A 23,330-nucleotide genomic window follows, 5' to 3' on the forward strand; every position below is an offset into this window, starting at 1 on the left:
GCGGACGTCGGCATCGGGTCCGGCTTCCTGCAGACCCTCTGTAGGGAAGTAGTCGGCGTGGGCCAGACTGGTGCACCTCCGTCAAGCGGCTCCCCCGCACATCCCGGCCGGGGGAGCGAGACGAGAGGGGGGAGTCCGCAGAAGTCCTGAGCGGTCGCCGCTTCGTAGCGGGGACGTGGTGATCCCGGCCGAGGGGGCGGTACGCGCGGGCAGCCCGCCCGGACCCCGGACGACCGGGGGCCGGGCGGGACGGCAGTCGTCAGTCCGTGCGGACTTCCGAGCGGTCGCCGCTCCACAGCGTGTGGTGGGAGCCTTCCGCGTCCGTGCGGCGGTAGGTGTGGGCGCCGAAGAAGTCGCGCTGGCCCTGGGTGAGGGCGGCCGGGAGGCGCGGGGCGCGCAGGGCGTCGTAGTACGCCAGCGAGGCCGAGAAGGCCGGGACCGGGACGCCCTGGGCGACCGCCGTGGCGATGACCGCGCGCCAGTCGGACTGGGCCTCGCCGATCTCCGCGGCGAAGGCCGCGTCCGACAGGAGCGAGGGGAGCTGCGGCTGCGCGTCGTACGCCGCGCGGATGCGGTCCAGGAAGGCGGCCCGGATGATGCAGCCGCCGCGCCACAGGGAGGCCACCGCGCCCGGGTCCACGCCCCAGCCGAACTCCTCGCTGCCGGCCTGGATCTGGTGGAAGCCCTGCGTGTACGAGACGATCTTCGAGGCGTACAGCGCCTGCTCCACCCGCGCGGCGAAGGCGTCGGCCTCGGCCCCCGACAGCGGCGTCGCCGCGGGACCCGCCAGGTCCCGCGAGGCCGACCGCAGGGCGGCGTGGCCCGAGACGGCGCGGGCGAAGACCGCCTCGGCGATGCCCGAGACCGGCACGCCCAGGTCGAGCGCGATCTGCACCGTCCAGCGGCCGGTGCCCTTCTGCTCGGCCTGGTCCACCACCACGTCCACGAAGGGCCGCCCGGTGGCCGCGTCGACGTGCGCCAGCACCTCGGCGGTGATCTCGATCAGGTAGGAGTCCAGCCGGCCCCGGTTCCACTCGCGGAAGGTCTCGGCGATCTTCGCCGGCGGGTACCCCGCCACCTCGCGCAGCAGGTGGTACGCCTCGGCGATCAGCTGCATGTCGGCGTACTCGATGCCGTTGTGCACCATCTTCACGAAGTGCCCGGCGCCGTCCGGCCCGACGTGGGAGGTGCAGGGCGTGCCGTCGGCCGCCTTGGCCGCGATCCGCTCCAGCAGCGGGCCGAGCGAGTCGTACGACTCCTTCGAACCGCCCGGCATGATGCTGGGGCCGAGCAGCGCGCCCTCCTCGCCGCCGGAGATGCCCACGCCCACGAAGTGGATGCCCTGCTCGCGCAGGTCGCGCTCGCGGCGGCGGGTGTCCTCGAAGTGCGCGTTGCCGCCGTCGATGATGACGTCGCCCGGCTCCAGCAGCGGCGCGAACTCGCGGATCACCGCGTCCGTGGGCTCACCCGCCTTCACCATGATGACGAGCCGCCGCGGGCGCTCCAGCGCGTCGACGAACTCCTTGGCCGATTCGGCGGCGACGAACGTCCCCTCGTGCCCGAACTCGTCCACCAGCGCACGGGTCTTGGCGGCCGTGCGGTTGTGCACCGCCACCGTGAAGCCGTTGCGGGCGAAGTTGCGGGCCAGGTTGCTGCCCATCACCGCGAGCCCGGTGACGCCGATCTGGGCTGTGCTGCTGCTCATGCATGCGCTCCTGAGTGCTCCGATGTGCGGTCGCACCGACGCTACCCCGGCCCGCCAATCCGGCGGTCTCCGTCCAGCCGCTGGAATGTCGACTTCCGCTCAACTGGCCGCCGAACACGCCTTGATGAGACCCACCGTGACCCCTTGTCAGGGTCCGTCACACGACAGTAAGTTGTGCGATTCCTGATGTCTTCAAGGGGGCACCCATGGCCGTACGCGGCCGGCACCGCCGGTATCAGCCGAGCAGTATCAACCGGGCCTCGCTGACGGTCACGGCGGGTGGCGCCGGCATCGTGCTGCCGCTCATCGGCGCGGGTACCGCCCACGCCGCCAGTGTCGACACCTGGAACAAGGTCGCGACCTGCGAGTCCACGAACAACTGGCACATCAACACCGGCAACGGCTACTACGGCGGACTGCAGTTCACCCAGAGCACCTGGCGCGAGTACGGCGGCACCGTCTACGCCCAGCGCGCCGACCTGGCCACCAAGAGCCAGCAGATCGCCATCGCCGAGAAGGTCCTCGACGGCCAGGGTCCCGGCGCCTGGCCGGTCTGCGGCCCCCAGGCCGGACTGCACCGCGGCGGACCCGCCCCGGACACCCACCCCGACACCGGGACCAGGACCCAGACCCGCACCACCCGGGCCGTCCCGACCCAGCAGGCCAAGACCACCCGCCCGGTGGCCGCCCCCGCGCAGACGGTGGTCGGCAAGGCCTCCCCGTACACCGTCGCACCCGGCGACTCGCTCTCCGCGATCGCCACCGGCCACCACGTCCGCGGCGGCTGGCAGGCGCTGTACGAGACCAACCGCCAGGTGGTGGGCGCCGACCCGGACCTGATCTACCCCGGCCAGCGGCTCTCGCTGCGCATCGACCACCAGGCCCCCGCGCCCACGCCCAAGGCCAAGCCCCGCGCGACCCGGCCGGCCCCCAAGCCGCACGTGGACAAGCCCGCGCACCGGGGCAACACCGGCGGCTTCACGCTGCCGGTGAGCGCCTCCATCGGAACCGGCTGGGGGGTCGCCGGCGGCCACTGGGCCAGCGGCCACCACACCGGCGTCGACTTCCTCGTCGGCACCGGGACCTCCGTCAAGGCGGTCGGCTCAGGCGAGGTCGTCTCGGCGGGCTGGGCCGGGGCGTACGGCTACGAGATCGTCATCCGGCACGCCGACGGGAAGTACTCCCAGTACGCGCATCTGTCGGCGCTCAACGTCCGGGCGGGCCAGCATGTCGGCGGCGGCCAGCGCATAGGCCGCTCCGGCACCACCGGCAACAGCACCGGTCCGCACCTGCACTTCGAGATACGGACGGGCCCCGGCTACGGCTCCGACATCGACCCGCTCGTGTACCTGCGCGCGCACGGCGTCTCGGTCTGAGCCGGCGGGCGGCGAGGGTACGGCGCCCAGCACCACCGCCCGGGCCGGCTCCCGGCCGCGGGCGGGTCCCGCCGCCCGGGCCGGCTCGCGCGCCGGTACCGGGGCGGCACCGGCGCCCGCCGCCACGGGCCCGGCCACCGCTCGGCCCGCTGAGATCGAGGAGGACTCCGCGACCGCCGCGGTGTGCCGCTCGGACATGAGCATCACCAGGCCGGCCGAGGCGAGGGCCGCGAAGGCCAGGGCCGCCGCCGCGCCCGCCGCGCCGTACCGGAAGGACTCGCCGAACATCGTCAGCCCCACCGTGGCCGCGACCACCGGGTTGACCACCGTGACCGTCGCCAGCGGCGCGGTCAGGCCCGCGCCCCGGTACGAGGCCTGGGAGAGCAGCAGTCCGGTGGTGGCCAGCGCCGCGATCGCCAGCATGTCCGCCCACTGGGCCAGCGGCTGCGCGGTCGTGAAGGCCACCGCCACGGACTTGGTGAACACCGACGCGATGCCGAAGGCGGTACCCGCGGCGGCCGCCAGCAGCACGCTGCGGGCCACCGGCCGCTTCATGCCCCGGGCCAGTGCGAAGAGCAGGACCACCGCGCCGGCGGTCGCCGGGACCAGCAGGCCCTGCTCGGCGCCGGAGAGCGGATCGGAGTGCGAGCGGCCGGTGAGCGCGAGCAGCCCGGCCAGGCCCGCGGTGGCCATCAGGGCCCCGCGCCAGGCGGTCCGCCCGGCCCGGCGGCCGACGAAGAGCGCGGCCAGCGGGAGCGCGAAGACGATGGTGAGGGCGCCCAGCGGCTGGACCAGTGAGAGCGGTCCGTAGGCCAGGGCCGCCACGTGGAGCAGGGCGCCGAGGCCGTTGAGGCCGACCGCCAGCCACCAGCCGGCCCGCCGCAGCGGGGCGTAGTGCCGGTCCGGGGAACTGGCCGCCACCTGTTCCTGGACGATCGCCCCGCCCGCGTAGGCGAGGGCCGAGACCAGGGAGAGGAGGACGGACAGCGCCAGCGCGCTCATCTGGACCTCCGTGGCGATGCGTCCATGTCTTCCAGAATGCCGCCGGCCACTCGCGTATTCCTCGTCCCTGAGCAGGGCTCCACCCGTACTCCCGCTGGAGTGGACGGCCGCGACGGGCCGTACTGTGCCCGGCGTGTGAGCGGTCTGTAGCGGAAGGTGAGCGGGTTTGGAGCGGGGGCGCGGGGCTCCGTAGAATCGTTCTTTTGGGGCCCCGCACGACCGCGCGCCCACCCGCACACGCGCACCGCGCACAGAACGAGGAACGGCAGCGGCCATGACGGTGACTGAAGACGACCAGGTGTACGGCCCGGGCATCGACCCCGAGCGCCTGGCCGTCTGCCTGAGCGTGCTCGACGAGCTCGACAAGCTCGAGGTGGACCACCCCGACGCGATCACCGTGCGCCGCGCCACCGCCGGCATCTACCGCACGGTCAAGCAGCGCCGCCGCTCCGAGCGCCGGGCCGCCAAGACCGCCAACGACAAGATGGTCACCGAGGCCACCGCCACCGGCTCCGCCGAGCGCATCGACGACGAGACCGAGGGCATCCTGCCGTCCTCGATCACGGAGGCCGGCCGGATCGCCGGGATACTCCAGCGCCCGCGCTCGTGCTACATCTGCAAGACGCGGTACGTCGAGGTCGACTACTTCTACCACCAGCTCTGCCAGGACTGCGCCGCCGTGAACCGCGCCAAGCGCGACGCCGGCGCCGACCTCGCCGGCAAGCGCGCCCTGCTCACCGGCGGCCGCGCCAAGATCGGCATGTACATCGCGCTGCGGCTGCTGCGCGACGGTGCGCACACCACCATCACCACCCGCTTCCCCAAGGACGCCATCCGCCGCTTCAAGGCGATGGAGGACTCGGCGGACTGGATGCACCGGCTGGAGGTCGTCGGCATCGACCTGCGCGACCCGGCCCAGGCCGTCGCGCTGGCCGAGCAGGTCAGCGGCGCCGGCCCGCTGGACATCCTCATCAACAACGCCACGCAGACCGTGCGCCGGCTGCCCACCGCGTACGCCGCGCTGGTGGAGGGGGAGGGCGCCCCGCTGCCCGCCGGCGAGCTGCCCGCCCACCACGTCATCGGCGCCTTCAACTCGGGCGCGGTCGACGGGCTGGCGGCGCTGCCGCTGGGCGCGAGCGGTCTGGACGCGCAGAAGGTCGCCGACCTCGCGCTGGTGGCGGGCAACGCCAGCCTCGAGCGGCACCTCGACGGCACCGCCATCGACGCCGGCGGGCTGCTGCCGGACGTGGTCGAGAGCAACACCTGGGTGCAGACCATCGACCAGATCTCCCCGGTCGAGCTGCTGGAGACCCAGCTGTGCAACTACACCTCGCCGTTCATCCTGATCAGCGCGCTGCGGCCGGCGATGGCCGAGGCGGCCCGGCGGGCGGCCAGCGGCCGGGCGTACGTCGTCAACGTCTCCGCCATGGAGGGCGTGTTCAGCCGCGGCTACAAGGGCGCCGGGCACCCGAACACCAACGCCGCCAAGGCCGCGATGAACATGGTCACCCGCACCAGCGGCCAGGAGATGTTCCAGACCGACAAGATCCTCATGACCTCGGTCGACACCGGCTGGATCACCGACGAGCGCCCGCACTACGACAAGCTGCGGCTGGCGCAGGAGGGCTTCCACGCCCCCCTCGACCTGGTCGACGGCGCGGCCCGGGTGTACGACCCGATCGTCCGCGGCGAGGCCGGCGAGGACCTGTACGGCGTCTTCCTGAAGGACTACTCCTCGGCCAACTGGTAGCCGGTCCCGGGCGCCGCCCCCGGGGGCCGGTGCCCGGCCGGGCCCTCTTGACGGGCCCCTTCTACGAGGCGTACGCCCGGTCCGCGACGAGTTCCAGGACCGGGCGCCAGTCCTCCAGTACGCCCGCGTCCAGCCCGACGACCTTGCCCGAGTCGTCCGCCTGCCGCAGGATCACCGCGGCCGCCGCCTCCGGGTCCGCGGCAAAGGCCGCCGCCTCGGCGGGCCCCATCACACCGCCCTGCGCCCGCAGGGTCAGCGCACTCTGCGGGGAGAGGCTGCGCTCGGGCTCCACCGCCGCGAGGTAGCGCTTGGCGGGCACGTGCAGCGCCACCAGCCGGGCCACCCGCTCGCCCAGCAGCACCCGTACCGACTCCGCGGCCGTGTCGGCGTGCCCGGCGTCATCACCCGGACGGAGCAGGTGCCCGAGGTCGTGCACCAGCCCGGCCACCTGGAGCTCCTTGTCCGCCGGGTGGGAGCGTCGTAGCAGGTGGGCGGTCTGCAGGGCGTGGTCGTGCAGGTCCACCGGATCCCTGCTGCGGTCGGGCGTGTCCCACGCCCCGCGGCAGGCCTGGAGCAGGTCCATCAGCTCGTCGACGCTGCTCACCGGGGCCACCGCACGCCTGCCGGTCTCCGTCACCACGACTCCCCTCCGAAGGCCGTCCGTCCGCCGAGCCCGAGCAGACCACGGTCGCGTGAACAATCCTGGGGACGTGGTGCTGAACGGGCGGCGACGAGATGGAGACAGGCCGGAACCCGCCCCCCTATCGAGCGGAACGGCGCTCATATGTGTACCCTGAGGCACACGGACGGCCCCACCAAGGCGAAATCCGTATGAAGAACAAACGGCGCCACCGCGACCGGACTGCCCTTTCACCTGCCCCGACGGACGAATGCTTCGCCCCGGCAGAGGCCGAACGCGGAACCGACCGTCGGGTTACGCGACACAAAGGAGTGCGCGGTGACACCAGAGTTGACGAAGCATGACCAGGGCCTGAAGGAGCGCACCGAGCGGCACGCCCGCCGCCGTTCCGACGAGCTGGGCAGCCTCGAGGTGTGGGCCAGGTCGGCCCCCATCCGGCTCGCCGGCTACGAGGACGACCTCGCGGAGCCGCACATCCTCCCCGGCATCGACTGATCCGGCACCGACCGATCCGGCACCGACCGGCGAGGTGCCGACCGATCCGGCGCCGACCGACCCGGTAGCGACCGAGGCGGTACCGATCCGCCCGATCCGCAGCGAGCCCCCGCACGCCTTCCGTGCGGGGGCTCGGCGCGTCCTGCTCCCGGCCGGACTGTCCGCTCACGGCGATCATGCGTCCGCTCAGGGCGATCTCCGCTTCCGGCCGCGACCGCCGCCGGGCAGGGTGGCGGCCATGAAGCTGCTGATACTGGGCGGGACCGAGTTCGTCGGCCGCGCCCTCACCGAGGACGCCCTGGACCGCGGCTGGCAGGTCACGGTCTTCCACCGCGGCCGGCACGCCCCGCCGCCCGGCGCCGCCGCCCTGCACGGCGACCGCACGGACGCCGCCGGCCTGGTCGCGCTGACCGGCGCGGGGGAGTGGGACGCCGTGGTCGACACCTGGTCCGGCGACCCGGCCACGGTGCTGGCCGCCGCCCGGCTGCTCGCGCCCCGCGCCGCCCGGTACGCGTACATTTCCAGCCGTTCCGTCTACACCTACCCGAGCCCCGCCGGGCTCGCCGAGGACGGCCCGGTGGTCGACTCGGCGCCCGACCTGACCGACGTCCCGTACGCGGAGGCCAAGCGCGGCGGGGAGCTGGCCGTGGAGGCGGCCTTCGGGGCCGACCGCGCCCTGCACGTCCGGGCCGGGCTGGTGCTGGGACCGTACGAGAACATCGGGCGGCTGCCCTGGTGGCTGGGCCGCACCGCCCGCGGCGGCGCCGTGCTCGCGCCGGGCCCCCGGGACCTGCCGATCCAGTACATCGACGTGCGCGACCTGGCCCGCTGGACCCTGGACGCGGTGGCGGCCGGGCGGTCGGGGCCGTACAACCTCGTCTCCCCGTCCGGGCACGCGACCATGGGCGGCCTGCTCGAGGCCTGCGCCGAGGTCACCGGCGGCGGCGCCGCACTGCACTGGGCCGCACCAGAGGTGCTGCTGGCGGCCGGGGTGGCGCCCTGGACGGAGCTGCCGGTGTGGCTCCCGCCGGGCGAGGACCACGCCACCATGCACCAGGCGGACGTGGCCAGGGCCCTGGCCACCGGGCTGCGCTGCCGGCCGGTGGCCGAGACCGTCGCGGACACCTGGGCCTGGCTGACCGCGCTGGGCGGCACCGCCCCCCAGCGCGCCGACCGCCCGACCGTGGGTCTGGACCCCGTCAAGGAGGCGGAGATCCTGGCGGGCCTGGGTCTGGACTGACCCTCAGGTCTCCCGCGGCCGTTCCTGTGCCGCCGGCCCGCCCGCCAGCCGGGTCGGCGGCAGGTACTCGCGCACCAGCCGCCGGTGCCACCAGGCCCCGGTGCTGCGCAGCTCCTGCCAGGTGGTGTACCGGTAGCGGTAGAGCCGGGCCCGGACGTAGCGCGGCGGCGCGTCGGGGAAGGGGTTGTGCCGCAGCAGCCGCAGCGTGTCCCGGTCGTTCTCCAGCAGCCGGGTCACGAACGGCCCGAACCAGTCCCGGGCGTAGCCGGGGGAGAGCGCGGCGAACCACATCAGCCAGTCCAGCCGCAGGTGGTACGGGGCGAACGGGCGCGGCAGCCGTCGGACGTCGCCCGGCTTGCCCTTGAACTCGTAGGCCAGCCAGCGGCTTTCGTGGTGCGGCAGGGGGTCGGCGGTGCCCTCGACGACGATCTCGTCGCGGGTGCGGCCGACCGAGCCGAAGGCGCCGTAGGTGTTCACCAGGTGCAGCGGGTCGAAGGACCGGTTCATCACCTGCCGCCGGGAGAGCAGGTTGCGCACCGGGTGGTAACTGAGCACCAGCACCAGGGCGGTGAGCACGCACCCCAGGACCGCGAACCACAGCGGCAGCCGGTCCTGGACGGCCGGCTGGCGGATTCCCAGGCGGCCGAAGTCCACGGCCGACAGGGCGAGGACGACGGTGATCCAGTTCAGCCAGGCGAAGTTCCCCGAGAGCACCAGCCACAGCTGGGTCGCCACGACCGCGCAGGCCGCGCCCGTCGCCACCGGCTGCGGGGCGAAGAGCAGCACGGGCACGAGGAGTTGGGTGACGTGGTTGGCCGCGCACTCCACCCGGTGGAGCGGTCTGGGCAGGTGGTGGAAGAACCAGCTCAGCGGGCCCGGCATCGGCTGCGTCTCGTGGTGGAAGTACAGGCAGGTCAGCTTCCGCCAGCACGGGTCGCCGCGCATCTTGATCAGCCCGGCGCCGAACTCCACCCGGAACAGCACCCACCGCAGCAGCCACAGCACCAGCACCGGCGGCCCCACCGAGGAGTTGCCGAGGAAGACCGCGAGGAAGCCGGCCTCCAGCAGCAGCGACTCCCAGCCGAAGGCGTACCAGGTCTGCCCGACGTTGACGATCGACAGGTACAGCGCCCACAGCACCGCCCACATCGCCATCGCCGCGCCCAGTGGCACCGCGTCGGCCGCACCCCCCGTCACGGCCGCCGCCAGCGCCGCCCCGCCACCGGCGCAGAGCGCGAACATCCGGTCGGAGTAGTGGAGTTGGAAGAGGCTGGGGGCGCGCAGGAAGGGTACGAAGCGGACGTAGCGCGGCACCGGCAGCATGCCGTGCTCGCCGATCAGGGCCCGGAACTGCAGGGCCGCGGCGGTGAAGGCGACCACGTACAGCCCCGCCAGGCCCCGCTGGAAGACCAGCCGGGCCAGCCAGTAATCGGGCGCCACGAGCCAGTCCATCAGCACCAGTATCCGCCGGTACGCCGCCCCGGGCGCGTCCGCGGGGGCGGCGTACCGGCGGGGCCGGCGGCCCGCTCAGCCGGCGGCGATCCGGCGCAGCCGGCGTCCGCAGAGCCGGGCGAAGCGCATCTGGAGGAAGGGGACGAGCGGCCCGGCGAGCCGGGTGTACCAGGTGGCGGGCCGGCTGAAGGCGGTGACCGTGAACCAGACCGCGCCCTGCGCGTCCAGCTCGACGAGGAAGGACTCCTCGCCCTGCTCGGGGTGGCCCGGGCGGGTGCCGTACGCGAAGCCGGTGAGGTCGCTCTCGTACGCCGTCCAGACCACCTCGCAGGGCACCGAGATCTCGAACCGGCCGACGCCGAGGGCGTTGCCCAGCCGGATGCCGGGCTCGGCGCGGGGGCCGGCGGCCCGGACCCGCAGTCCGGCCGCCCGGTGCATGGCGAAGGTGGTGACGGCGGTGCCGGCCCGTTCGAAGGCCGCCCGGCCGGTGCCGATCCGGGTGCGGTGGTGCAGGTGGTTGTACCCGGCCGGCAGCGGGCGGTGCAGGGTGGCGGCGCGCTCGGGGTAGCTCAGCGAGTCCGGGTCGGGGCTGAAGCCGGGGGCGGTGTCGGTGGCGGGGCGGGGCTGCGGGTTCATGCCGGGGTCTCCTTCAGGCGGCGCCAGGCCAGCACCGAGCAGAGTGCGAAGCCGAGGGCGTTTCCGAGGCCGTGGGTGGCGGCCGTCCAGGTCAGGTCGAGGTGGGGCAGTCCGGTGGCCTCGCCGAGCGCCCAGCTCAGGGCGAGCAGCATGGTGGCGGCGAGGACGGCGGCGGAGGTGCCGAGCAGGGCCCGGGTGAGCCGGTCGCGGCCCCGGGGGCGGATCTCGTGCCAGGTGAGCAGGGCGACCGCCCACATGCCGGCGGTCAGGACCACGGCGCCGGCCAGCTCCAGCCAGTCGTCGACGAAGTACCCGGCGAGGACCAGGCCGGTGCCGGCCGGTACGCAGCAGGCGGCCAGGCGGGCTCCGGCTGCGCCGGGGGCGGCGGCCCGGCAGACCAGCCCGGCGACCAGGGCGGCGGTGAAGCCGGCGAAGTGGAAGTGCGGCACGGTCAGGGCCAGGATGTCGAGGTCGAAGCCGAAGAGCCGCCAGCCGCCGCGCTCGGCCACCAGGGCGGTACCGGCCACCGCGGGGGAGGCCAGCGCGGTCAGCACCGCCACCTCGGCCGGTGGCGGCGGGCCGGTCCGCAGCAGCCGCACCGCCCGGATGCCGCCGAGCACCAGGAGGACCAGCGTCCCGGCCGCGTAGCCGCCGGCCAGCGTGACGGCGGTGGTCCCGCGGGGCAGCCACAGGGCGGCGGCCCCGGGCAGTGCGCACAGCGGCCACCAGCGGGCGGCCCGGCGCAGGGCCGCCCCCTCGGGCCCTTCCGGTGCGATCAGGCGCAGTCCGGCCGGGACGACCACGAGCATGCCGAGCGTGACCACCGGGTCGACGACCCAGGCGAGTGCGGACATGAGGATCCCCCCTCCATGACGGACCGGTTGCCCGCCGACCGTTGAACGTGTTCAACTCCTCCGGAGCGTACTCGCAGACTTGAACGCGTTCAACTCCCTCCTGCGGCCCCTCGCGCCCGGTGTCCGGTACACCGGGGATGCCCCGTCCGGCCCGCACCCGTACGCCGCGTCCGCCTTGCGGCCCCCCGCGCACGCCCCCAGACAATGAGGGTCGAACCCGGGCGAAGAGGAGATCCTGTGCGCGCACCGACGACGCGACCGGCACGTCGCCACGCCCCCCGGCTCGCCCTGGCGGCCTGCCTGACGGTCCTCGCCCTCGCCGTGTCGGCCTGCTCCGACGACGGGGACACCACGACCCGGGGGACCGCCGGCCCGCAGGTCCTCCTCCAGCCGGTGGCCGCCGCCGGCCCCGACCCCTTCACCCCCAGCTCGGCCACCGCCGTCGCCCCGCTGCCCTCCCGGCCGCAGGGCGGCTCCGCCGCCGACAAGGGCGCCGCCGGCACCACCGCCCTGCGCACCGTCAGCGGCTCGGTGCCCGGCCTCTACGGCGGCACCCGCCAGCTGGGCAGCTGCGACGTCGAACAGCAGGCCTCCTACCTGGCCGCCGACGAGGACAAGGCCCGGGCCTTCGCCGGCGCCGCCGGGGTGGCCCCCGCCGAGCTGGGCGACTTCCTGCGCGACCTCACCCCGGTGGTGCTGCGCGCCGACACCCGGGTCACCAGCCACGGCTTCCGGTCCGGCCGGGCGAACGCCTTCCAGTCCGTCCTCCAGGCCGGCACCGCCGTGCTCGTCGACGGGCACGGACTTCCCCGGGTGCGCTGCGCCTGCGGCAACCCGCTGCTGCCGCCCGCCGCGGACCGGGGCGCCCCCGTCCACCAGGGCCCGGCCTGGCCCGGCTTCGAGCCGGGCCAGGTGGTGGTCGTCAGGCCCACCACCCAGCTGATCGAGAACCTGGTCATCGTCAACGTCACCGACAACACCTGGATCGAGCGCAAGACCGGTGACGACGGCGCCCAGGACGCGCCGCCCCGGGTGCCGCCCAGCCACGACCCGTCCGGCCCGCTCCTCTCGGACTCCCCGGTCACCCCGTCCGCGGACCCGTGCGCCACCGCCACCGCCAGTGGCACGCCGATCCCGCCGCTGAGCGCCACCCCGAGCACCGGCCGCCCGGGCACCGCCCCGCCGACGCCGCCCTCGCCGTCCGCCGACTGCCCCACCGCGAGCCCGTCGGACAGCTCGTCCGCGCAGGACCCCGGGCAGCGCCCGCAGCCCCCGCCCGGCACCGGCTCGCGCACCCCCGCGCAGCCGCCCACCGACCTGCCGCCGGACCTGCCCACCGACCTGCCGACCGAGCTGCTGCCGGGCGACCCGCTCACCGGCGAGAGCGAGATCCCCTTCGGCCCCGGCGACGGCTACGACCCGTACGCCCCCTACGGCCCGGCCGACCCGTACCAGCCCGCCGACCCGTACGGGGTGCCGCAGGACCTGGCCACCGACCCGGGGCAGTACCTGGAGAGCGCCTGACCGGGCGGGCCGGGCGGCCCGGCCCTCCTGTCGAGGAATCGGGCGAAGAGTGTCATGGTGGACCGGTGCCGAGCACCGTATCGCTGCCGGACGACTGGCCCGCGCACCCGGACCAGAGCCTGTCCCTCAACCGGATGGGCAGCTTCGACTGGGACCTGGACGCCGGCCAGATGCACATGGACCCGGCCGCGCACGAGGTCTTCGACGTCCGGCCCGCGGAGTACGACGGACGGCCCGAGTCGCTGGCCCCCCGGGTGCCGCCCGCCGAGGCCGTGCGGCTGGACGCCCTGGTCTCCAGCGCCCTCAAGAGCGGTACCGACAGCTACGGCGCGTACTTCCGGATCCGCTGCCGCGACGGCCGGCTGCGCTGGACCCACACCCAGGGCCGGATCCTGCGGGACCCGGACGGCCGCCCGTACCGGATCATCGGCATCGTCCGGGACGCCACCGAGGAACTGAGCCATTCCGCCGAACGCCTCGGCCTCGACGAGGAGCGCCGCCGCCAGACCTCCGTGGTCGAGGGCACCACCGCGGCCCTGGCCCACGCCCGCACCGTCCAGGACGTCATCGACGCCCTCAGCGACAGCCACGGCCTGGACCGCCTGGGGACGATGGGGATGGTGATGGGGCTGGTCGAGGCCGGCAGCCGGATCCACCTGGTCGCCGAGGGCCCCGAGGGCAGCTTCGTCCCCGGCACCCGCTACACCCGTATCGACGAGGGCTACCCGATGAGCGAGGTGGTGCGCTCCCTCCAGCCCCGCTTCATCGAATCCGCCGAGGACTTCGCCCGGAGCTACCCCATCCTCTGGGACAAGATCGAGTACATGGAGATCTCGGCGGCGGCCTACCTGCCGCTGATCGCGCAGGCCCGGCCGATCGGCGCGATCGGACTGCTCTACCAGGAGAAGGACGGCTTCACCCAGGAGGAGCGGAACCTGCTCGTCGCCCTCGGCAGCAGCATCGCCCAGAGCCTCCAGCGGGCCATGCTCCTGGAGCAGGAGCACGACCTCGCCGAAGGGCTCCAGCAGGCGATGCTGCCCCGCCGCATCCCCGCCGTGCCGGGCGCCCAGATCGCCGTCCGCTACCGCTCCGCCCGGATGGGCCGGGACATCGGCGGCGACTGGTACGACGTCATCCCGCTGCCCGGCGGCCGGGTCGGCGCCGTGATCGGCGACGTCCAGGGGCACGACACCCACGCGGCCGCCGTCATGGGCCAGTTGCGCATCGTGCTGCGCGCCTACGCGGCCGAGGGGCACTCGCCGGCCACCGTCATGGCCCGGGCCTCCGTCTTCCTGCACGAGCTGGACACCGACCGGTTCGCCACCTGCACCTACGCCGAGGTGGACCTGTCCACCGGCGTCCTCCAGCTGGTCCGGGCCGGACACCTCGACCCGCTGCTGCGCACCCGTAGCGGGGACTGCCGGCGGCTGCCCGTCCAGGGCGGCATGCCCCTGGGCCTGTCCGCCGAGTTCGGCAGCCTGGAGTACCCGGTCACCACCGTCGAACTCGACCCCGGGGAGACACTGCTGCTGTGCACGGACGGGCTGGTCGAGCAGCCCGGCGCCGACCTCGACGACGGCGTGCGCCTGCTCACCTCCCTGGTCCAGGACGGCCCGGGGGAGCTCCAGAGCCTGGCCGACCGGCTCTGCGAGGTGGTCTACGAACGCGGCGGGGACGACGACATGGCCCTGCTCCTGCTGCGCCGCCGGGTCGAGGACGTCCCCCAGGGCGGCGGCCGGCTCCAGCAGCACGTCGCCCAGAACGACCCGGAGGCCCTGTCCGCCGCCCGGCACATGATCGGTGCGGCCGTCCGGGCCTGGGGCGCCCGGGAGCGGGCCGACGAGATCGAGCTGGTCGCCGACGAGCTGATGGTCAACGCCCTGATGCACACCGAGGGCCCGGCCATCGTCACCCTGCGGGTGCTCAGCGGCCCCGAGCGCCGGCTGCGGGTGGAGGTGGAGGACCGCTCCAGCGCCCTGCCGCGCCGCCGGGAGGCCGGCGAGTCGGGGGTCTCGGGCCGCGGTCTGATGCTGGTGGACCGGCTGGCGGACGTGTGGGGCGTCGAGTCCCGGGGCAGCGGCAAGTGCGTGTGGTGCGAGTTCGTCATGGACTGAGCCGACGGGGTCCGGGCCGCCCGGCCAGGGCCCCCTGGACCGGACGTGGACCGAGACGAGGCGCGGAGGGTGCGGGCATGCCCGAACTACCGGAGGTCGAGGCCCTGAAGGGCTTCCTGACCGAGCAGGTGACGGGGCGGACCGTCGAGCACGTGTGGCCCGCCGCCATCAGCGTGCTCAAGACGTACGACCCGCCGCCCGCGGCCCTGGAAGGGCAGGTCGCCGGGCCCGTGGCCCGGTACGGCAAGTTCCTGGCGATCCCGGCGGGCGGCCTGTACCTGGTCACCCACCTGGCCCGGGCCGGCTGGCTGCGCTGGCAGGACACCCTGCCCGCGGCGCCGCCCCGGCCGGGCAAGAGCCCCCTGGCCCTGCGGGTCGCGCTGGTGGGCGGGGGCGGTTTCGACCTCACCGAGGCCGGCACCCAGAAGCGGCTGGCGGTGTACGTCGTGCACGATCCCGCCGAGGTGCCCGGGATCGCGCGGCTCGGCCCCGACCCGTTCGCCGAGGACTTCGGGGAGGCCGAGTTCACCGCCCTGCTGGCCGGCGAACGCCGTCAGATCAAGGGTGTGCTGCGGGACCAGAGCGTGATCGCCGGGATCGGCAACGCCTACAGCGACGAGGTCCTGTGGGCCGCGAAGATGTCCCCCTTCAAGATCGCGTCCCGGCTGGAGGCGGACGAGGCCGCCCGCCTCTACCAGGCCATGGAGAGCACCCTGACGGAGGCCGTCGAGCGCTCCCGGGGGCTGGCCGCCGGGCGGCTGAAGGCCGAGAAGAAGAGCGGGCTGCACGTGCACGGCCGGGCCGGGGAGCCCTGCCCGGCCTGCGGGGACACGATCCGGGAGGTGTCCTTCGCCGACTCCGCGCTCCAGTACTGCCCCACCTGCCAGACCGGCGGCAAGCCGCTGGCCGACCGCCGCCTGTCCCGGCTGCTGAAATGAGGCCTCCTCAAGCAGCATCTGCTGAAGCGGCGTCAGCTGAGGTGGTGTCAGCTGAGGTGGTGTCAGCGGCCCATCGTCAAGCCGTCCTTGGCGGCGCCGCGGCTCAGGACCGCCTGGCGGATGGCGTCCTGGGCCTCCTGGTACTCTTCGCGGCCCGGGTCCGCGGCCAGTGCGGCTGGCAGGTCGACCACCCGGCCGGAGTCGGTGTCCATCATCTGCGGGATGAACTCGGCCTTGGTCACCTGCCAGCGCTCGCCCTCCTCGGCGGGCGGGGCGAAGGTGAAGCGCCCGATGCTGCCGTAGTTGCCGCGCGGGTCGGGCTGGTCGGCGTAGTTGACCATGCGGCCGGAGACCTGGTCGCCCATCCCGTAGACGATCCAGGTGCCGTTGACCTTCTCGTAGGCCTGCGGGATGTGTGCGTGGGTGCCGAGGACCAGGTCGATGTCGGGCCGGCTGCCGGTCCGCGAGGCGGTGAGGGCCTTGCCGAGGGAGAGCTGGGTCTCGTCCGGTTCGGTCTGCCACTCGGTGCCCCAGTGGACGCTGACCAGCACCACGTCCGCGCCGGCCGTGCGGGCCGCCCGGGCGTCGGCCACGATCTTCTGCTGCCGCATCAGGTTGACCGCCCACGGCTGCCCGTCGGGCATCGGGAAGCCGTTGGTGTCGTAGGTGTACGCCAGGTGCGCGACCTTGGCGGTGCCGGCCGTGTACATCGTCACGGCGGCGGCCTCGGCGGCGGTACGGGCCGTCCCGGCGTGCTTGAGCCCCTGCTTGTCGAAGGCGTCCAGGGTGCGCTTGAGGCCCTCCGCCCCGTCGTCCAGGGCGTGGTTGGAGGCGGTGGAGCAGCCGTCGTACCCGGTGGCCTTGAGGCCTTCGGCCACCTCCGGCGGGGACTTGAACTCGGGGTATCCGGTGAAGGGGCCGCCCTCCGGCCCGTAGACCGTCTCGCTGTGGCACAGGGCCAGGTCCGCGGCCGTGACCAGCGGCTTGACCGCGGCGAACATGGGCTTGAAGTCGTAGCCCTCGCCCCCGGCGTCGGCCTGGGCGCGCCGGATGACCGAGTCGTGCGGCAGCACGTCCCCGCTGGCCACCAGCGTGAAGCCGCGGCCGGCGGGGGAGCCGCCGGCCGGCCCGGCCGAGGGGTGTGCGCCGGTGCGGTCCGTCAGCCGGGCCGGGGCGGAGCCGGGGGCCGAGCAGGCGCCGGCTCCGGCCGCGAGGAGGGCCGCGGTCAGGGCGGCGGCGGCCCGGCGTGTGCGCTTGCTCATCTGCCCCAGCTCTCGTGGGTCGGATCCCGGCACGGGGCAGACCGCCTCCATGAGTCAGATCGTCTGACTATCGGATCACCTGTCTTTCGAATCCTTCAAAGGGGGCAGGTGAAGTCAAGGAAGCGGCCGGGGACCCGCCGCCGCGCCCCGCCCGCATCAGCCGTTCGGCGGACCGTTCACCGCGCCGTTCGACCGTTCGTCGCGCCCGGCGCCCGCCCGTCGGCCCCCGCGGCCCCCTCCGGCGCGCGGCTGCCGTCCGGCGGTTCCCGGACCGTCTCCCGCAGGCGAGGGTGGGTTCAACGGACCGAACGACCCTGTAAGGAGCCCCCCGGTGAGCAACGTCCCCACTCTCCGGTGCAGCCGTGCGGACGAGCTGGCCGAACTCCAGCACGAGCACGGCCGGGCCCTGTTCGGATTCCTGCTCACCCTCACCCACGGGGACGCCCAGCGGGCCGAGGACCTGGTCCAGGAGACCCTGGTGCGGGCCTGGCAGCACCCCGAGGCCTGGCGTAGCGAGCGCTACGACTCCATGCGCCCCTGGCTCTTCACCGTCGGCCGCCGGCTCGCGATCGACGCCCGCCGGGCCCGGCTCGCCCGCCCCCAGGAGGTCGAGGCCGAGGGACTGGACCAGCGCCCCTCCGCCGAGGACCGGTTCGACGCCACCACCACCGCCATCGACATCCGCCGCGCCGTGCACTCCCTGGGCCCCGAGCACCGCGAGGTGCTGGTCCAGGTGTACTTCCGGGACCGCTCGGTGGCCGAGGCCGCCGAGGAGCTGGGCATCCCGGCCGGCACGGTCAAGTCCCGTACGTACTACGCCCTGCGGGCCCTGCGGAAAGGGCTCGCGGGGTACGAGCTCGGCGCCTGACCCGCCCGCCCGCGCGCCGTCCGTCCAGAATCGGCCCGAAGACGTGACCAGAGTGTGCGCAGGGTGCACCGAAAACGCCACCAGAGCGTTCAAGTTGGGTAAACGTGCCCCGCCCGTCCCGTCCCGGAGTGAAGGCTCGGTCCAGACGGCGGCAGGCTCGACACGCGGGAGAAGGTGGCACGGTGCGCCCCGAGGGTACGAACGGCACCAGTGACGGCGGACTGGCGGTGCCCATGGCGTGGCTCTACGCCGAGTACATCGCGGACGAACTCCTGCGCACCGGACGGCTGATCCCGGTCAGCACCCTGGAGTTCCGGGCCGGCCGGGACACCCTGGCGCTCACGATCTACCTCTCGGACGCGGCCGGGGAGCTCTCCGGCATCCGGGTGGTCTCCCAGCTCGACGAATGGCTCTCGCTGACCGCCTACGGACACCCCTGGCGGGACTGGGCGCAGACCCGGTTCCTGCAACTGGGCGAGGAGGCCCGCGAACGCGGCGGCGCGGACGCCGACCTGGAGCTGGCCCGGGCCGCCTGGCGCTGGCTGGAGGGCACCGAGCTGTACGCGACCAACCTCGACCCGGAGGACCCCGACGACCCCGACGGCTTGGGGGCGCTGGACGAGAACTCCCGGATCTGGACGCCCGCCTGGCAGTTGGGACTGCCGCTGGGGCACCTGGCGATGCACCTCTTCTGAGGCGGCCGGCCCGTCCGCTAGAACGGCTGCGCGCCGGCGTCGGGGTGCACCCCGGCACGGTACTTGGGCACCCGGACCGTCACCTTCATGCCGGCCCCCACCCCGGTCTCCATCACCAGCCCGTAGTCGTCCCCGTAGACCTGCCGCAGCCGCTCGTCGACGTTGCGCAGCCCGATGCCCGAGGAGGCCGGGCCCTCGCCCGCCAGCAGGGCCCGCAGCACCGCCGGTTCCATGCCGACCCCGTTGTCCTCCACGGTCACCACCGCCTCGGTGCCCGCGTCCCGCGCGCAGATGGTGATCCGGCACTCCTCGACGGAGTCCTCCAGGCCGTGCTTGACGGCGTTCTCCACCAGCGGCTGCAGGCACAGGAACGGCAGTGCCACCGGCAGCACTTCGGGCGCCACCTGGAGGGTGAGCGTCAGCCGCTCCCCGAACCGCGCACCGGCCAGCGCCAAGTACTGCTCGATCGAGCGCAGTTCGTCGTCCAGGCGGGTGAAGTCCCCGTGCCGCCGGAAGGAGTAGCGGGTGAAGTCCGCGAACTCCAGCAGCAGCTCCCGGGCCCGCTCGGGGTCGGTCCGGACGAACGAGGCGATCGCGGCCAGGGAGTTGAAGATGAAGTGCGGGGAGATCTGGGCCCGCAGGGCGCGGATCTCGGCCTCGATCAGCCGGGTCCTGGACCGGTCCAGCTCGGCCAGCTCCAGCTGCACCGAGACCCAGCGGGCCAGCTCCGTGGCAGCCCGCACCAGCACCGCCGACTCCCGGGAGCCGTACGCCACCAGCGCGCCCAGCACGCCCTCCTCCCCGGTGAGCGGGGCGATCACCGCCCAGCGCAGCGGGCAGAGCGGGTCCGGGCAGCCGGTCTCCACCGTCAGGCTGCGCCCGGACTCCAGGATCCCGGAGGCCTTGGCCATCACCAGGTCCCAGTGGTGGCCGGCCCCCGGCCCGTCCCAGGCCAGCACGGCCTCCCGGTCGGTCAGGCACAGCGCCTCGGTGCCCAGCAGCGGCCGCAGCCGGCGCACCGCCTTGCGGGCGGTGTCCTCGGTGAGCCCGGCCCGCAGCGGGGGCGCGGCCAGCGAGGCGGTGTGCAGGGTCTGGAAGGTGGCCCGCTGCACGGGCGTGCCCAGGCCCGGCCCGGACCGGCCCGTGCTCCGGCCGGCCCACCACCGCCCGGCCGCGACACCGGCGGCGAAGAGGGCGCAGCCCACCGGCAGCAGCCCGGCCAGCAGTTCGCCGCTCATCCGTCCCCCCGCCGGCCGGCGACCAGGTCCTCCGGCAGGTGCAGCCGTGTCAGGGTGGCGGCCGCCCCCGCCGGTATCCGGTGCCGGGTGGCCAGCGAGACCGCCACCATCGTCAGGAAGCCCAGCGGCACCGACCACAGCGCGGGCCAGGCCAGCAGGGCGTGCGCCCAGCCGCCGGCGGGCAGCCCGGCGCGGGTGGCCAGTACGGCGGACAGGGCCGCGCCGCCGCCCGCCAGCAGCCCGCTCGCCGCCCCCGGCGCGGTCAGGCCCCGCCACCAGATGCCGAGGACGAGCAGCGGGCAGAAGGACGAGGCCGACACCGCGAAGGCCAGCCCCACCGCGTCGGCCACCGGGACGTTGGCGAGGAAGGCGCTGAGCGCCAGCGGCACCGCCATGGCCAGGATCGTCGCCAGCCGGAACTGCCGTACCCCGCGGCCCGGCAGCGCCTCCTGGGTGAGCACCCCCGCCACCGCCATCGTCAGCCCGGAGGCGGTGGACAGGAAGGCCGCGAAGGCGCCGCCGGCCAGCAGGGCGCCCAGCAGGTTCCCGGCCATCCCGCCGATCAGCCGCTCCGGCAGCACCAGCACGGCCGCGTCCGCGGTCCCCGACAGGGCCAGCTCCGGTGCGTAGATCCGGCCCAGCGCCCCGTAGAGCGGCGGCAGCAGGTAGAAGGCGCCGACCAGCCCGAGCACGACGAGGGTCGTGCGGCGGGCGGCGGTGCCGTGCGGGCTGGTGTAGAAGCGGACGGCCACGTGCGGCAGTCCCATCGTCCCGAGGAAGGTGGCGAGGATCAGCCCGTACGTGGCGTACAGCGGATGCTGTTCGCGGCCGCCGGACAGCGGCCGGGACCACCGGGAGCCGCCGGCCGAGGCCCGCTCGGGCACCGGCGCCCCCGGCGGGAAGCGCAGGGTGGTGCCGGCGCCGATCCGGTGCGGGCCCTGGCCGAGTTCGAGCTCGGCCCCCTGGTAGCCGTGCCCGTCGATCCGGCCGGTGACGGTGACCCGCAGCGGGGTGGTGAACTCGAGCGAGACCGCGTCGGCGACGGTGACCTGCGCGTGCTCCCGGAAGGCGGGCGGCTCGTCGAAGCGGGCCCCCGGGGCGCCGTCGCCGAGCCAGGCCGCGGTCAGGAAGAGCGCGGGCACCAGCAGCGCGGTCAGCTTGAGCCAGTACTGGAAGGCCTGCACGAAGGTGATGCTGCGCATTCCGCCGGCCGCCACCGCCCCGGTGACCACCACGCCCACCACCAGCGCGCCGACCCAGTGCGGGGCGCCGGTCATGATGTGCAGGGTGAGCCCGGCGCCCTGGAGCTGGGGCAGCAGGTAGAGCCAGCCGATGCCGACGACGAACAGCGCGGCGAGCCGGCGCACCGCCCCCGACTCCAGCCGGGCCTCGGCGAAGTCGGCGAGGGTGTAGGCCCCCGAGCGCCGCAGCGGGGCGGCGACCAGCACCAGCAGCACCAGGTAGCCGGCCGTGTAGCCGACCGGGTACCACAGCATCTCCGGCCCCTGGAGCAGCACCAGCCCGGCGACGCCGAGGAAGGAGGCCGCGGACAGGTACTCCCCGCTGATGGCCGCGGCGTTGAGCCGGGGGCCCACCGTGCGGGAGGCCACGTAGAAGTCGGAGGTGGTGCGGGAGATCCGCAGCCCGAGCCCGCCGATGAGGAGGGTGCCGAGCACCACCGCGGCGACGGCGGCGATCGCGTACGCCTGGTTCACCAGCGGCCCTCGCCCCGGTCGGCGGGGCCGGCGACCAGGCCGGTGAAGTCGCGTTCGTTGCGTTCGGCCCGGCGCACGTACCAGCGGGCGATCAGCCACATCACCGGGTAGACGGCGCAGCCCAGCGCGGCCCAGGCCAGCGGGGCGCCGGCGCCGCCCACCGGGCGGTGCGGGAGCACGAAGAGCAGCGGCAGCCCCCCGATGACCAGGGTGAGCGCGGCCAGCGCGACGAGCGCGGTGCGCAGCTGGCTGCGCATCAGGGCCCGGACGTACGTGGCGCCCAGGGAGGTCTGCTCGGTGATCTCGGAGCGGGCGGGGGTGTGGCCGGGGGCCCGGCGGCGGGCCGGCAGCGGGGGACCGACGACGGTCTCGCGGCGCGGGCGGTCCGGCTGCTGCGGTGCGGGACCCGGCTCCGGCCGGGGAGCTTCGGTGCACACGCCGGTCAGCCCCGGGCCCGGCGCATCAGCAGGTCGCGCAGCTCGCGGGCGTGCCGGCGGCTGACGGAGAGTTCGGCGCTGCCGATCCGCACCGTGGTGCTGCCGGCGTCCACCCGCAACTCGTCGATCCGGGCGAGGGCGACGAGGTGGCGGCGGTGGATGCGGACGAAGCCGCGGGCGGCCCAGCGCTCCTCGAGGGTGGTGAGCGGGATGCGGACCAGGTGGCTGCCGGTGTCGGTGTGCAGCCGGGCGTAGTCGCCCTGGGCCTCGGCGTAGGCGATGTCGTCCACCGGCACGAAGCGGGTGACCCCGCCCAGTTCGACGGCTATCTGCTCGGCCGTGGCCGGCGGGCCGGCCGCCTCGGGCCCCGGACGGGCGGCGGCGGCGCTCTCGCAGACCCGGCGGACCGCCTCGGCCAGCCGCTCCCGGCGGACCGGCTTGAGGACGTAGTCCACCGCCTTGAGGTCGAAGGCCTGGACGGCGAAGCCCTCGTGGGCGGTGACGAACACCAGGTGCGGGGGGCGGGCGAAGCCGGTGAGCAGCCGGGCCACGTCCAGGCCGGTGAGCCCCGCCATGTGGATGTCGAGGAAGACCACGTCGATCGCGTCCTCGCCGGCGGGCCCCGCCTCCAGGGCCCGCCCGATGCGGCGCAGCGCACCGGTGGCGTCGGTGGCGCCCTCGGCGCTCAGGATCCGCGGATCGGCCCGCAGGAGGTACAGCAGTTCCTCGAGGGCGGGTTTCTCGTCGTCGACGGCCAGTGCGCGCAGCATGCCGCGCAGTTTAAGCGGGGTGTTTCGGCAGGCGGGAGGGCGGCGGCGGACCGGCGTCACCGACCCGGACCCGAACGCCCGTGCCCCGCCGCGAGCTACGGACCGGACGCCCGTGCCCCGCCGCGCGCTACGGGACCACGGTCACCGGCCAGCGGCCCGCCTTCACCAGGCGGACGGCCACCGAGCCGACGATGCGGTGGCCCGCCTGCTCCGAGGCGCCGACCACCACCGCGTCGGCCGTCAGCTCCTCGGCCGCGCTGACCAGCCCGGCGTACGCGTCGCCGTGGAAGGTGTGGAACTCCCAGCGGACCTCGAAGATGCCCTTGAGGCGTTCGGCGGCGGCCCGGATCTCCGCGACCAGTCCCTGCGCGATCTCCTCGGTGACCCCGCCGACCGGCACGCCCATGGCCGCGCCCGCCGGCATCACCGGCTGGACGTACACCACCGCCAGCAGCGCGCCCTGCCGCCGGGCCAGCCCCGCCGCGTAGGCGGCGGCCCGCAGCGAGGACTCCGATCCGTCCACCCCCGCCAGGATGACCTTGGGCCCGTCCGTGCCCCGCTCGAACCGTGTGCTGTGCTTCTCCGTCACCCCCTGAGGCTAACCCCGCCCGCCGCGCGG

The 23,330-nt window shown here is 74.7% G+C and carries 20 protein-coding genes and 1 pseudogene; 9 read left to right on the top strand and 12 right to left on the bottom strand.

The genetic code is table 11. The features are described from left to right. Nucleotides 1-259 precede the first annotated feature (259 nt). Nucleotides 260-1,705: an NADP-dependent phosphogluconate dehydrogenase gene (gene gndA, locus AB0O40_RS30770; protein WP_365048514.1), complete on the bottom strand. Its 1,446-nt coding sequence runs from the start codon at nt 1,703-1,705 to the stop codon at nt 260-262. Between the two features lie 206 nt (nt 1,706-1,911). Between gndA and AB0O40_RS30775 the strand changes: the two genes are divergently transcribed. Continuing rightward, a complete protein-coding gene (locus AB0O40_RS30775; RefSeq protein WP_365048516.1) occupies nt 1,912-3,081 on the top strand; it encodes a transglycosylase family protein in 1,170 nt (389 codons plus the stop codon). Nucleotides 3,082-3,267: 186 nt separating this feature from the next. Here the strand turns inward: AB0O40_RS30775 and AB0O40_RS30780 are convergent. After that, a pseudogene (locus AB0O40_RS30780) lies at nt 3,268-4,083 on the bottom strand (DMT family transporter); the annotation flags it as partial. Nucleotides 4,084-4,357: 274 nt separating this feature from the next. Between AB0O40_RS30780 and AB0O40_RS30785 the strand changes: the two are divergent. Further along, nucleotides 4,358-5,833, top strand: coding sequence for an SDR family NAD(P)-dependent oxidoreductase (locus AB0O40_RS30785; protein WP_365048518.1), 1,476 nt, complete (start codon nt 4,358-4,360; stop codon nt 5,831-5,833). 61 nt (nt 5,834-5,894) lie between these two features. Here the strand turns inward: AB0O40_RS30785 and AB0O40_RS30790 are convergent, their stop codons facing one another. Continuing rightward, nucleotides 5,895-6,416, bottom strand: a complete 522-nt coding sequence (locus AB0O40_RS30790) for an inositol oxygenase family protein (protein ID WP_365048555.1) — start codon at nt 6,414-6,416, stop codon at nt 5,895-5,897. A 375-nt stretch (nt 6,417-6,791) separates the two neighbouring features. On the opposite strand from AB0O40_RS30790, the gene AB0O40_RS30795 reads away from it, so the two are divergent. Then, nucleotides 6,792-6,968 (top strand): hypothetical protein, encoded by a 177-nt coding sequence (locus tag AB0O40_RS30795; protein WP_365048520.1) that lies wholly within the window; start codon nt 6,792-6,794, stop codon nt 6,966-6,968. A gap of 238 nt (nt 6,969-7,206) precedes the next feature. Further along, the gene (locus tag AB0O40_RS30800; protein WP_365048522.1) at nt 7,207-8,208 is read left to right on the top strand and encodes an NAD-dependent epimerase/dehydratase family protein; all 1,002 of its coding nucleotides are present in this window, start codon (nt 7,207-7,209) and stop codon (nt 8,206-8,208) included. 3 nt (nt 8,209-8,211) lie between these two features. Here AB0O40_RS30800 and AB0O40_RS30805 read toward each other — a convergent pair whose 3' ends face one another. The 3 genes from AB0O40_RS30805 to AB0O40_RS30815 form a co-directional block, all read right to left on the bottom strand. Further along, on the bottom strand, nt 8,212-9,660 hold the full coding sequence (locus tag AB0O40_RS30805) for a lipase maturation factor family protein (RefSeq protein ID WP_365048524.1): 1,449 nt from the start codon (nt 9,658-9,660) through the stop codon (nt 8,212-8,214). A gap of 75 nt (nt 9,661-9,735) precedes the next feature. After that, nucleotides 9,736-10,296, bottom strand: coding sequence for a DUF1990 domain-containing protein (locus AB0O40_RS30810; protein ID WP_365048525.1), 561 nt, complete (start codon nt 10,294-10,296; stop codon nt 9,736-9,738). Continuing rightward, on the bottom strand, nt 10,293-11,150 hold the full coding sequence (locus tag AB0O40_RS30815) for a YndJ family protein (protein WP_365048527.1): 858 nt from the start codon (nt 11,148-11,150) through the stop codon (nt 10,293-10,295). The genes AB0O40_RS30810 and AB0O40_RS30815 overlap by 4 nt, the downstream gene beginning before the upstream one ends. Before the next feature lie 237 nt (nt 11,151-11,387). On the opposite strand from AB0O40_RS30815, the gene AB0O40_RS30820 reads away from it, so the two are divergent. The 3 genes from AB0O40_RS30820 to AB0O40_RS30830 all read left to right on the top strand — a co-directional run bounded on the left by AB0O40_RS30820 (nt 11,388) and on the right by AB0O40_RS30830 (nt 15,726). Further along, nucleotides 11,388-12,674 carry a DUF6777 domain-containing protein gene (locus AB0O40_RS30820; protein WP_365048529.1) on the top strand — a complete coding sequence of 429 codons (1,287 nt, stop codon included), beginning with the start codon at nt 11,388-11,390 and terminating at the stop codon, nt 12,672-12,674. Between the two features lie 65 nt (nt 12,675-12,739). Beyond that, nucleotides 12,740-14,788: a SpoIIE family protein phosphatase gene (locus tag AB0O40_RS30825; RefSeq protein WP_365048531.1), complete on the top strand. Its 2,049-nt coding sequence runs from the start codon at nt 12,740-12,742 to the stop codon at nt 14,786-14,788. A 77-nt stretch (nt 14,789-14,865) separates the two neighbouring features. Beyond that, the gene (locus tag AB0O40_RS30830) at nt 14,866-15,726 is read left to right on the top strand and encodes a DNA-formamidopyrimidine glycosylase family protein (RefSeq protein ID WP_365048533.1); all 861 of its coding nucleotides are present in this window, start codon (nt 14,866-14,868) and stop codon (nt 15,724-15,726) included. A gap of 62 nt (nt 15,727-15,788) precedes the next feature. Here AB0O40_RS30830 and AB0O40_RS30835 read toward each other — a convergent pair whose 3' ends face one another. Beyond that, the gene (locus AB0O40_RS30835; protein WP_365048535.1) at nt 15,789-16,988 is read right to left on the bottom strand and encodes a CapA family protein; all 1,200 of its coding nucleotides are present in this window, start codon (nt 16,986-16,988) and stop codon (nt 15,789-15,791) included. Nucleotides 16,989-17,319: 331 nt separating this feature from the next. Between AB0O40_RS30835 and AB0O40_RS30840 the strand changes: the two genes are divergently transcribed. Both AB0O40_RS30840 and AB0O40_RS30845 read left to right on the top strand, forming a co-directional pair. Then, nucleotides 17,320-17,856: a sigma-70 family RNA polymerase sigma factor gene (locus AB0O40_RS30840; RefSeq protein WP_365048537.1), complete on the top strand. Its 537-nt coding sequence runs from the start codon at nt 17,320-17,322 to the stop codon at nt 17,854-17,856. 233 nt (nt 17,857-18,089) lie between these two features. Beyond that, nucleotides 18,090-18,551: a hypothetical protein gene (locus AB0O40_RS30845; protein WP_365048556.1), complete on the top strand. Its 462-nt coding sequence runs from the start codon at nt 18,090-18,092 to the stop codon at nt 18,549-18,551. A gap of 17 nt (nt 18,552-18,568) precedes the next feature. Here the strand turns inward: AB0O40_RS30845 and AB0O40_RS30850 are convergent, their stop codons facing one another. The 5 genes from AB0O40_RS30850 to AB0O40_RS30870 form a co-directional block, all read right to left on the bottom strand. After that, nucleotides 18,569-19,789: a histidine kinase gene (locus AB0O40_RS30850; RefSeq protein WP_365048539.1), complete on the bottom strand. Its 1,221-nt coding sequence runs from the start codon at nt 19,787-19,789 to the stop codon at nt 18,569-18,571. Beyond that, nucleotides 19,786-21,504: a cation acetate symporter gene (locus AB0O40_RS30855; RefSeq protein ID WP_365048541.1), complete on the bottom strand. Its 1,719-nt coding sequence runs from the start codon at nt 21,502-21,504 to the stop codon at nt 19,786-19,788. The genes AB0O40_RS30850 and AB0O40_RS30855 overlap by 4 nt, the downstream gene beginning before the upstream one ends. Next, nucleotides 21,501-21,941: a hypothetical protein gene (locus AB0O40_RS30860; RefSeq protein WP_365048543.1), complete on the bottom strand. Its 441-nt coding sequence runs from the start codon at nt 21,939-21,941 to the stop codon at nt 21,501-21,503. Before AB0O40_RS30860 ends, AB0O40_RS30855 begins: the two co-directional genes overlap by 4 nt. 5 nt (nt 21,942-21,946) lie before the next feature. Continuing rightward, nucleotides 21,947-22,711, bottom strand: a complete 765-nt coding sequence (locus AB0O40_RS30865; RefSeq protein ID WP_365048545.1) for a LytTR family DNA-binding domain-containing protein — start codon at nt 22,709-22,711, stop codon at nt 21,947-21,949. Nucleotides 22,712-22,838: 127 nt separating this feature from the next. After that, nucleotides 22,839-23,300, bottom strand: coding sequence for a universal stress protein (locus AB0O40_RS30870; RefSeq protein ID WP_365048547.1), 462 nt, complete (start codon nt 23,298-23,300; stop codon nt 22,839-22,841). Nucleotides 23,301-23,330 lie beyond the last annotated feature (30 nt).

The sequence above is a fragment of the Streptomyces sp. NPDC089919 genome (assembly GCF_040684615.1).
GTDB lineage: Bacteria > Actinomycetota > Actinomycetes > Streptomycetales > Streptomycetaceae > Streptomyces.